The organism is Pseudomonas sp. Sample_23 (genome assembly GCF_004307595.1).
GTDB lineage: Bacteria > Pseudomonadota > Gammaproteobacteria > Pseudomonadales > Pseudomonadaceae > Aquipseudomonas > Aquipseudomonas atacamensis.
Window position 1 is genome coordinate 1 of the sequence record NZ_RCNX01000094.1, and the last position, 9,798, is coordinate 9,798.

Below are 9,798 nucleotides of genomic sequence, written 5' to 3' on the forward strand. Positions count from 1 at the left end.
ACGCCGTCACCGCCGACACCAAAAACGAAGACCTGCTGGCCAACGCCTGCGAAACCCTCGCCTCGGCCAAAACCATCGCCCAGGAATTCGCGGGGCTGGTAAAGCCATCGCAGCGAAGGACGCTAATGGGGATTGCGCAGTTGATCATGCTTGGGGAGTTGGCGGTGAACCGGGTGCTGGATAATCTGGAGTTGCCGGGGTAATGCGGGCCGGCTGAGTTATGCGATGCCCGTGCCGGCCTCTTCGCGAGCAGGCTCGCTCCCACATTGATCTTGGTCGGACGCAAACTTTGCGACCACTGAAGGAAACTGTGGTAGCGAGCCTGCTCGCGATCACAAAGGGGAAGGATTATTTAACCCGATGGATGTGCTCGGGCAGCAGCTTCGGTCGCGGGTCTGAAAATGCAGCCTGCGGCAGCTCAAGTGATATACGCATGAGCTGCCGAAGGCTGTGATTCGTTCTTGTAACGGCTAGGCTCATACTCGTTAGCGCACCATTAGTATGATAATTTGCGCAAAGTTCCCCACCCGCAAAAGGCCCGACCATGGCTACCGTACGAAAAACCATAACCGTGACTGACCAGCAAGACCATTGGATCAAAGCTCAAATAGAAGCGGGACATTACACCAACGACAGCGAATATATCCGCGATTTGATCCGTCGAGAGCAAGAGCGAAACGCTGAACTGGAAGCCGTCCGCGCAGCCCTTCGAGAAGGAGAATCCAGTGGTGCCCCCCGGCCATTCGATGCTGATGCTTTCAAAAAGAGAATGTTGAGGGCGCATGGCTGAATACCGACTTACCCCCGCCGCCGAAGCGGATCTTGAGGCTATCTGGACCTATACAGCTCAACAATGGGGTTTGGATCAGGCCAATCGCTACATCGACATCCTGACTGCGTCTTTCGAGCAATTGGCTGATCGTCCCAAAACAGCACCCGCATGCGACGCGATCCGCCCCGGTTACCGACGCTGCAGCGTGGAGAGTCACGTGATTTATTTTTCGAATCACCGCCTATGGGATCGCGATAATCAGAATCTTGCATGACCGGATGGAAGCGCAGCGTAATCTCTAACCTTCTCGTATCACCGAAAATCAAAAGATCGCAGCCTTCGGCAGCTCCTACAAATCGATGTAGAAGCTGCCGAAGGCTGCGATCTTTGCTTTTGGGAGACTGGCGGAAGACAGCCGGAGTCGAACCTGCGCGGGAACGGATGCCGTCTCCAACCGGGTTTGAAGCCCGGCCGCGCCGCTGATTGTGCGTCGGCATCGGCCTGCGCATCTCCGAGTGCAGACCTACCGTCCGTCGCAAACCCACTTTCAACTGTCAGATCTGACAGTAGCGAACTTCTCCAGCCCGGTATCTGATGTCTCCATCCCGGCCAGCCCTCCCTGGCCATCTCATCAGGAAGGTGTGCCATGGAAAAGACGCAACCCGACAACACTGTCATGACGCTGTATCCGGTGATAATTCCTGTTGCCACCGAGAACGTGATCACTGACCCGCCAGCAGAGCCACCGACAGTCACCTATGGCCTGCCGCTCAAGGTATTCACGGACCTCACGCGCGATGAAATCAACGCCGCTGGTGTACAGGTGGTGGTCGATCCGCCTACGGACGTTGGTGAATATGGCAGTATCAGACTCTTCGTCAACGGTGAGCAAAGCGGCGTTCCACAGCCAGTCATCAACGAGCGAATGACCTTCACCGTGTTCCAGAGGGCACTTCACGACGGCGTCATCAACACAATCCAATACATTCTGAAAAACGTCGCCGGCAATGACAGCAAGTCCATCGAAGCGTGGGCCCTCTACAACGACACGTTGCCCGGCGGCAATGATGTGCCTGGCACCGGTGATCATCCGGGGCTGCTGATCAGTCTGCCCGAAGGGCTCGGCAACCCGGCGGTGATCGACAAGGATCAGGCCGCCAAAGGCGTACTCCTGACGTTCGATTACCCTCATTGCCGCGCCTACGATCAGGTGAAATACGAGATCAATCGCCAGACCTTCAAACACACGGTGACGCCGGAACAGGCGGGCAAGGCATTCTCGGTGCTGATCGGTCCCGACACCTTTCAAAAAATTGGCAGCATGAACAACTGCCCGTTCTCCTACACGGTGGTCGATCAACTGGCCAACGCCACTCACCGGGACCGGTGGTCGAAGTACATTCATGCCAACATTGACCTTGAGCGAAACTTCCTTCCCCAGCCGATCCTGCGCGAGGATCCAGACGATGACATGGACGATCCAGCGATTGTGGACCTCGACAAACTCGAGGGCCGGCCGCTACTGATCGTCGTTGCTCCCACTACTCCCGATTTTCAAAAGGGCGACACGGTGAGGGGCTTTTATAAGTTGGACGATTCGGCCGAGAAACCTACTGCACTCGGCGTGATCACCGACAAGTTTGGAGTGCTGCAACCGTGCATTCTGGAGCTACCCAACGATCAACTGACTTCCGGCGCGCGCTTGCAGGTGCGTTATGAGCTGGAACGGCCGGCAGGCACCGTTGTTGGGCACTCCAGAACGGCCGAGGCCGAGGTCATTGGCGAAGCGATGCTGGACTTTAAAGCTCCAGCCATCAAAGAAGCGCCCGACAACATCCTCAGCCCGTTCGCTGCCAAAGACATGCTTACAGCGATTATCCCGGCCAACCCATTGCTCATCGGCGCGCAATTGAGCGTAACTTGGTCCGGCACCGCCGGTGGCGGCAGCCACACTACCACCCCGATCAACCTGAGTACTGCCGGGCCTCATGAGGTTTCGATTCCAAACACAGTGGTGCCTAATAACCTGGGCAAATCGGTAGTGGTAAGTTACTTCGTGGCAATTAACGGGAAGCCGTATAATTCCTTACCTTCGACGCTGACGGTGCAGTCAATTGCGAATGAAGACCCAGCGATGGGCAGGCCTTTCATTATACAAGCAGCCAATGGGGGCGAGGGACCTGAGCTGGACATTAGTCAGCAGCCTAGCGAGGTTACCATGCGAGTTAACAGTTACCCTTACATAGCTCTGGAGCAATACGTATGGCTGCGACTGGAGGGGACCAACACTGATAACACGTTATACACCCAGACGTTCTGGCAACCGCCTGCTGGAAAAACCAACTCCACCTGGATCTCCCAAGGTTATTACACGCAAGCAGTTCCTCTTGCAGTACTGAAAAACCTAAAAAATGGAAGTAATTTAATTATGGAGTTCAAAGCTGGATTGACAGGCAGCCAAGTGGAAGCGGAAACAGTGACTTTCCCTAGAAGAATTTACACAATCAAGACGCTTGATGCTGTCTCCGGCTTTGAAAACTGGCAGACTGAACCAGTTCAAAAATTCTTGATAAACACACCCGCACATTTCAAAAGTGGATTATCTTTTACTCTTCTGGAGGGTAGAGAGTTTTCATTTATCGAAAACAGGAGTGGAAATCATATACTATTCCTTAAAAGACACTCACGCGGAAAATTTGGCTTACCGGGTTCCGCCAGAAAAATAGAGTTCTTATTTCACAACGCCCATTCAATCAACAACATCTATTTTTTTGATGCTAGTGAGCAGTTATTCGACGCTAGGAAACTTCCGCTGATTGGCAACAATTTCGAGCGATTCGGGTTTGATGCGCCCGCGGGGCGTTACGTTGCTTACTTTGAAATAGATACAACAGGGGAAGCAGGCGGAGGACTTTATTTTGATGACATACGTTGGAGCTGATAAAGCCTTATCAGAAAAAGGGGTGGAATTTATAGTGGGACACAGATCCTGCGACGTTTGAAGAGCCTCCTCGCGAAGACTGAGTATCAATCACTGAAATGTCGACTGAATAACCGCATTCGCGAGCAGGCTCGCTCCCACACGACCTGCATCCGCAGCGACCTACCATCCGTCGCAAAACCACCCTCCACTGTCAGATCTGACAGTAGCCAACGTCCCCCGCCCGGTATCTGATGTCTCCATCCCGGCCAGCCCTCCCTGGCCGTCTCATCAGGAAGGTGTGCCATGGAAAAGACGCAACCCGACAACACGGTCATGACGCTGTATCCGGTGATAATTCCTGTTGCCACCGAGAACGTGATCACTGACCCGCCAGCAGAGCCACCGACAGTCACCTATGGCCTGCCGCTCAAGGTATTCACGGACCTCACGCGCGATGAAATCAACGCCGCTGGTGTACAGGTGGTGGTCGATCCGCCTACGGACGTTGGTGAATATGGCAGTATCAGACTCTTCGTCAACGGTGAGCAAAGCGGCGTTCCACAGCCAGTCATCAACGAGCGAATGACCTTCACCGTGTTCCAGAGGGCACTTCACGACGGCGTCATCAACACAATCCAATACATTCTGAAAAACGTCGCCGGCAATGACAGCAAGTCCATCGAAGCGTGGGCCCTCTACAACGACACGTTGCCCGGCGGCAATGATGTGCCTGGCACCGGTGATCATCCGGGGCTGCTGATCAGTCTGCCCGAAGGGCTCGGCAACCCGGCGGTGATCGACAAGGATCAGGCCGCCAAAGGCGTACTCCTGACGTTCGATTACCCTCATTGCCGCGCCTACGATCAGGTGAAATACGAGATCAATCGCCAGACCTTCAAACACACGGTGACGCCGGAACAGGCGGGCAAGGCATTCTCGGTGCTGATCGGTCCCGACACCTTTCAAAAAATTGGCAGCATGAACAACTGCCCGTTCTCCTACACGGTGGTCGATCAACTGGCCAACGCCACTCACCGGGACCGGTGGTCGAAGTACATTCATGCCAACATTGACCTTGAGCGAAACTTCCTTCCCCAGCCGATCCTGCGCGAGGATCCAGACGATGACATGGACGATCCAGCGATTGTGGACCTCGACAAACTCGAGGGCCGGCCGCTACTGATCGTCGTTGCTCCCACTACTCCCGATTTTCAAAAGGGCGACACGGTGAGGGGCTTTTATAAGTTGGACGATTCGGCCGAGAAACCTACTGCACTCGGCGTGATCACCGACAAGTTTGGAGTGCTGCAACCGTGCATTCTGGAGCTACCCAACGATCAACTGACTTCCGGCGCGCGCTTGCAGGTGCGTTATGAGCTGGAACGGCCGGCAGGCACCGTTGTTGGGCACTCCAGAACGGCCGAGGCCGAGATCATCGGCGAAGCGGCGCCGGATCTGGTAGCGCCCATAATCAAACAGGCACCAGGCAACAGCCTGGATCCGCTTGCCGCGAAAGATGCGCTGACCGCTCTGGTCTTTGATCCTTCCATTCAGCTTGATGATGTAATCCAAGTGCGCTGGATCGCCGCCCCGGGCACGCCTGCCGACGGCTCCTACACCTCGCCGCCTCACGTGGTCAAAGTGCTGGGCACGCAGGAGATTGCGCTGGACAACAAAGTGCTTGCGTACAGTTTCGGTGGCAATGTCACTGTGAAATACAGCAAGACAACCGGATCGGCTAAGCGCGATTCCCTGCCGTTGATACTGAGCGTGCAGGACATTGCCGACGCAGATCCTCGATTGCCCACGCCGACGATCGACCGGGTGACGGGGGATGTGCTGGATCCTGCGGATTTGTTGGCGACAGATCATACGCGGACGACCGCTTGGCCGTTCATAGCTGTAGGACAGCGGGTTGATTTGACTTATAGGGAAATCAAACGTGATGGCAGTGCGGGAATTATTGTGGAGGCATATAAAGGGAAAGAGGTGACGGCGGATGATTTGGGTGGGATACGCCATCCAGTGCCACTGGACAAGTTGCTGATGTTGGAAGACGACTCGACACTTGAGATTGAGGTGAAGGTTTCTTTTGATAAAACTGAAAGTGTGTACAAATCGTTGCCGAAGAAAGTGTATACGATCAAAAAGGGGTTCGATGATCTGACCACCTTCACGAATAACGACATGAATGGATGGAGTTTGCATGGATCAATAATCAACGTAAGCGGCGAGTACTATGCTCAGTCGCGCTTTTCTAATGAAGAGCACGACTTGATTCTAACTAAGTCATATCAAAATATACAAAGTGGCAAGCCATGCAGTTTAAGCTTCGACTATTTAGTTCCGGGGACAGCGGTATGCCATGTTACTCTTGGCCACGAACAGCCAAATCCAATTACGCTTCCACGCATACAATTAACTACCACTGGCACATGGAAAAAAGTCGAAATAAAATTTTACATGGGACTACCTGAAACAAGCACTTACTCCACAATAAGACTTTCAATAAGTTACGCTACAGCCGTAAAAATGGATAACATCCGATTAATGGCCATACCGAAATGACGCCACCTATATAATTGATATTACCAGAGACATCTAACTTCAAGCATTTTTACTACAACGATGTGGTTGAAAAGAAAAACTGGCGGAAGACAGCCGGAGTCGAACCTGCCCGGGAACGGATGCCGTCCCCAACCGGGTTTGAAGCCCGGCCGCGCCACCGGGCGCGATTGTCTTCCTGAACTCAGGGTGCGCTGGCGTCAGCCAGCGCGTTGTCTGGGCGGATCTGGCGGGATTCGCCGAGGCGGCGGGTCAGGCCGAGTCGGTCGAAATATTCCAGATACTGAATACAGCGTTTGCGTCCCAAGCCTAGCGCATCACGGAAAGTTGTCACCTCAATCGCGGGGTTTTCTTCGGCGAGTTTCAGCAGCAGCGCTGCCATTTGCCGCAGGACGATGTCGCTGATGAACAGGTCGCGTACCACTTGGTGCATCAGGCCCAGGCGGGCGAGTTTGCGCAGTAGCAGGCGGACGCTGGCGTCGTCTTCGCCGAGCATTTTCGCCGCGTCGCGCACCCACGGCGGGTCAAAACCCGCCTGTTCAAACAGCGGCTGTAATTGCTGCCAGAGGATTTCATCGTCGGCATTCAGGCGCACCTGATGGTCGGGCAGGTGCAGCCAGGGGCCGCTGGCGAGGATCGAGCCGGCGCTGAGCAGTTCGTCGAGCAGGCCGATGAAGGTCGAGCGCTCCAGTGCCAGAGCGCTGAAGCGGCGCAGACGATCGCGGTCCGGGCCCATCTGGTCCGGTTCTTGTTCGTGAAATCGCGCCAGTTGTTCGAGCAAAGTGAATTTCAACTGGCCCCAGCGCTGCACGTTGAACAGCAGCGGGCCTTGACGGGTGTCGATCAGGCGGATGTTTTCCGCCAGCGTCCACTGCGCGCGCGGGCGGTTGAACTGGCGTTCCAGGCGTTGCGGGTCGAGGCCGCCGGGGCTGTGGTTGAGCAGTGCCGGCAAGGCTTGTTCGAGGCTGACACTCAGAGCGAGGGTTTGCAGTTGCGCGAGGCGTTCCGGGCTGCGGCGTTGGCGCGCCGGGGCGAACGGGTCGAGCACAACGCCGCCGCCCAATGTGCGCTGGGCACTGGAGTCGCGCAGGATCAGCCGATCGCCCTTTACCGCGTGCACTGGTGCGTTGATCAGCAGTTGCGCGAACATGCGCCCGCCGGGGCTCAGGCGCGGGCCTTGCAATAAAGCGACGCGGGCGATGACATCCTGGGTGCCAAGGTGCAGATGCACCGGGTGAAAGTGTTCGAAGGTGCGCTCGCCGGGCAACAGTTGAAAGTCGATATCGATGCGCTGGGTTGGCGCATGCAGCCAGTCCGCCAGCAGCCATTGGCCACGGTGAATCTCCGCCAGTTCCAGACGTTCGCCGCTGAGGTTCAACGCCACGCGTTGGCCGGCGAAGGCCTGTTCGGCGGCCTGGTTTTGCGCGTGCAGGCCACGGATGCGCACCGATTTGCCCGCGGGCCCCAAGACAAGTTTGTCGCCCACCGCAACCGTGCCCGACAAAGCTGTGCCCGTGACCACGATCCCCGCACCGGGGACGCTGAACGCCCGATCAATCGCCAGGCGAAAGCCGCCCTCGCAACTGCGCGCCAGCACCTCGTTTTGCGCCTGCAATAACGCCGCGCGCAACTCATCGACGCCCTGCCCGTTCACGCTCGACACGGTAAAAATCGGCGCATCGGCGAATGGCCCGGGCGCGAGCAGATCCAGCACCTGGCGCTGCACCTCTTCCACCCTGCCCGCTCCCGCCCGGTCGCATTTGCTGATCGCCACCAGCGCGCGGGGGATGCCGAGCAGCTCGACGATCGCCAGATGCTCTCGCGTCTGCGGCATGACGCCGTCATCCGCCGCGACCACCAGCAACACCAGGTCGATGCCCTGCGCACCAGCGAGCATATTGTGGGTGAATTTTTCGTGGCCGGGTACGTCGATGAAGCCGGTCAGCCCGGCGCCCGCTGCGAGTTCGGCGTAGAGATAACCGAGGTCGATGGTCATGCCGCGTTCGCGCTCCTGCGGGCGGCGATCGCCGGTTTGCCCGGTCAGCGCTTGCAACAGCGAAGTCTTGCCGTGGTCGATGTGCCCCGCTGTGCCGACGATCACCGGTCGACCTGCAATTGCGGCAACTGCGCCAGCCACGCTGGCTCATCGTCGAGCTGACGCAGATCGAGCCACAGCGCATCGTCGCCGATTCTCCCGAGCACCGGGATCGGCAAACCGCGCAATGCCACTTCAAGATTGAGCAGATAGCGCCCGCGCCAGCGCTTGGACACTTGCGGGCGACAACACAGCGCTGCGCTCGGCAGACGCGCCACCGGTTGGCTGCCGCTGCCGATCATGCCCAACGCCTCGACTGCACTGACCTGCCAGACCTCGCCCAACGCATCGGCGAGCAACGGTTGCAAGCGCACAGCCTGCGCATGAATGTCGGCTTGCGGCCGGGTCAGCAGGCGCAGGCTCGGCAGGCGCTCGACGAGGCGATCCGGATCGCGGTAGAGACCGAGCACCGCTTCCAGCGCGGCCAAGGTCAACTTGTCGACCCGCAGCGCACGCTTCAATGGATTTTTCTTGATCTTCGCGATCAGTTCTTTGCGCCCGACAATCAATCCGGCCTGCGGCCCGCCGAGCAATTTGTCGCCGCTGAAGGTGACGATGTCGGCGCCATCGAGCAGCGCCTGCCGCACCGTCGGTTCCGCCGGCAGGCCCCAGCGCGTCAGGTCGAGCAGACTGCCGCTGCCCAGATCTTCCAGCAACGGCAAGCCATGAGCGTGAGCCAACTCGGCCAGTTCCGCAGTCGGCACCCGCGCGGTGAAGCCTTCGATGCTGTAGTTGCTGGCATGCACGCGCATGATCAAACCGCTGCGCGGGCCGATTGCCGCTTGGTAATCCCTGGCATGGGTGCGGTTGGTGGTGCCGACTTCATGCAGGCGCACGCCGGCGCGGGCCATGATGTCGGGGATGCGAAAGGCGCCGCCGATTTCGATCAGCTCACCACGCGAGATGATGCCTTCCTTGCGCGCGCCGAGGCTGTTGAGGGTCAGCAGCACGGCAGCGGCATTGTTGTTGACCACGGTGACGGCTTCGGCGCCGGTCAGTTCGCGGATCAGGCCTTCGATCAGGTCGTCACGATCACCGCGCTTGCCGCTGGCCAGATCGAATTCGAGATTGAGCGGATAGCGTGCGGCCATTTGCACCGCTTCGATGGCTTCCTCGGGCAGCAAGGCGCGGCCGAGATTGGTGTGCAGCACCGTACCGGTGAGGTTGAATACCCGGCGAACCTGGCTGCGCTGCTGTTGCGCCAAGCGTTCGCCGACGCGGCCGGCGAGCACTTCGGCGCCGATTTCCACCGCCGCCAATTGTCCGCTCAATACGCCAGGCCGCAGCTCATCAAGCAACTGACGCAGACCCGTCAGCAAAGAATCCCGGCCGTAACGCTCGGCCAACGGCGCGCACGCCGGGTGACGCAACAAGCCATCAATGGACGGCAACCGCAGGGCAACGCTGGAAGACATCAGCCACTCCTGATTTCACTGAAACAAT

At 57.7% G+C, this 9,798-nt stretch carries 5 protein-coding genes, 1 tRNA gene and 2 pseudogenes; 5 read left to right on the top strand and 3 right to left on the bottom strand.

All coding sequences use genetic code 11. The annotated features are described in order from the left end of the window. The 5 genes and pseudogenes from D8U82_RS25310 to D8U82_RS25330 all read left to right on the top strand — a co-directional run. Window positions 1–203, top strand: a pseudogene (locus D8U82_RS25310) (hypothetical protein); the annotation flags it as partial. 341 nt (window positions 204–544) lie between these two features. Then, entirely contained in the window at window positions 545–790 is a 246-nt protein-coding gene (locus D8U82_RS25315; protein ID WP_083386978.1) for a type II toxin-antitoxin system ParD family antitoxin, read from the top strand. Further along, window positions 783–1,074 (top strand): annotated as a pseudogene (locus D8U82_RS25320) (type II toxin-antitoxin system RelE/ParE family toxin). Before D8U82_RS25315 ends, D8U82_RS25320 begins: the two are co-directional and overlap by 8 nt. Window positions 1,075–1,418: 344 nt before the next feature. Further along, a complete protein-coding gene (locus D8U82_RS25325) occupies window positions 1,419–3,713 on the top strand; it encodes a hypothetical protein (protein ID WP_130903208.1) in 2,295 nt (764 codons plus the stop codon). A gap of 285 nt (window positions 3,714–3,998) precedes the next feature. After that, the gene (locus D8U82_RS25330; protein WP_130903209.1) at window positions 3,999–6,263 is read left to right on the top strand and encodes a hypothetical protein; all 2,265 of its coding nucleotides are present in this window, start codon (window positions 3,999–4,001) and stop codon (window positions 6,261–6,263) included. An 80-nt stretch (window positions 6,264–6,343) separates the two neighbouring features. On the opposite strand, the gene D8U82_RS25335 is transcribed toward D8U82_RS25330, so the two are convergent. The 3 genes from D8U82_RS25335 to selA form a co-directional block, all read right to left on the bottom strand. Then, window positions 6,344–6,439, bottom strand: a tRNA-Sec gene (locus D8U82_RS25335). A 5-nt stretch (window positions 6,440–6,444) separates the two neighbouring features. After that, window positions 6,445–8,361, bottom strand: a complete 1,917-nt coding sequence (selB, locus tag D8U82_RS25340; RefSeq protein WP_130903212.1) for a selenocysteine-specific translation elongation factor — start codon at window positions 8,359–8,361, stop codon at window positions 6,445–6,447. Further along, complete coding sequence (gene selA, locus D8U82_RS25345; protein WP_130887958.1) at window positions 8,358–9,770, bottom strand: L-seryl-tRNA(Sec) selenium transferase; 1,413 nt, start codon at window positions 9,768–9,770, stop codon at window positions 8,358–8,360. The genes selB and selA overlap by 4 nt, the downstream gene beginning before the upstream one ends. Window positions 9,771–9,798: the final 28 nt, after the last annotated feature.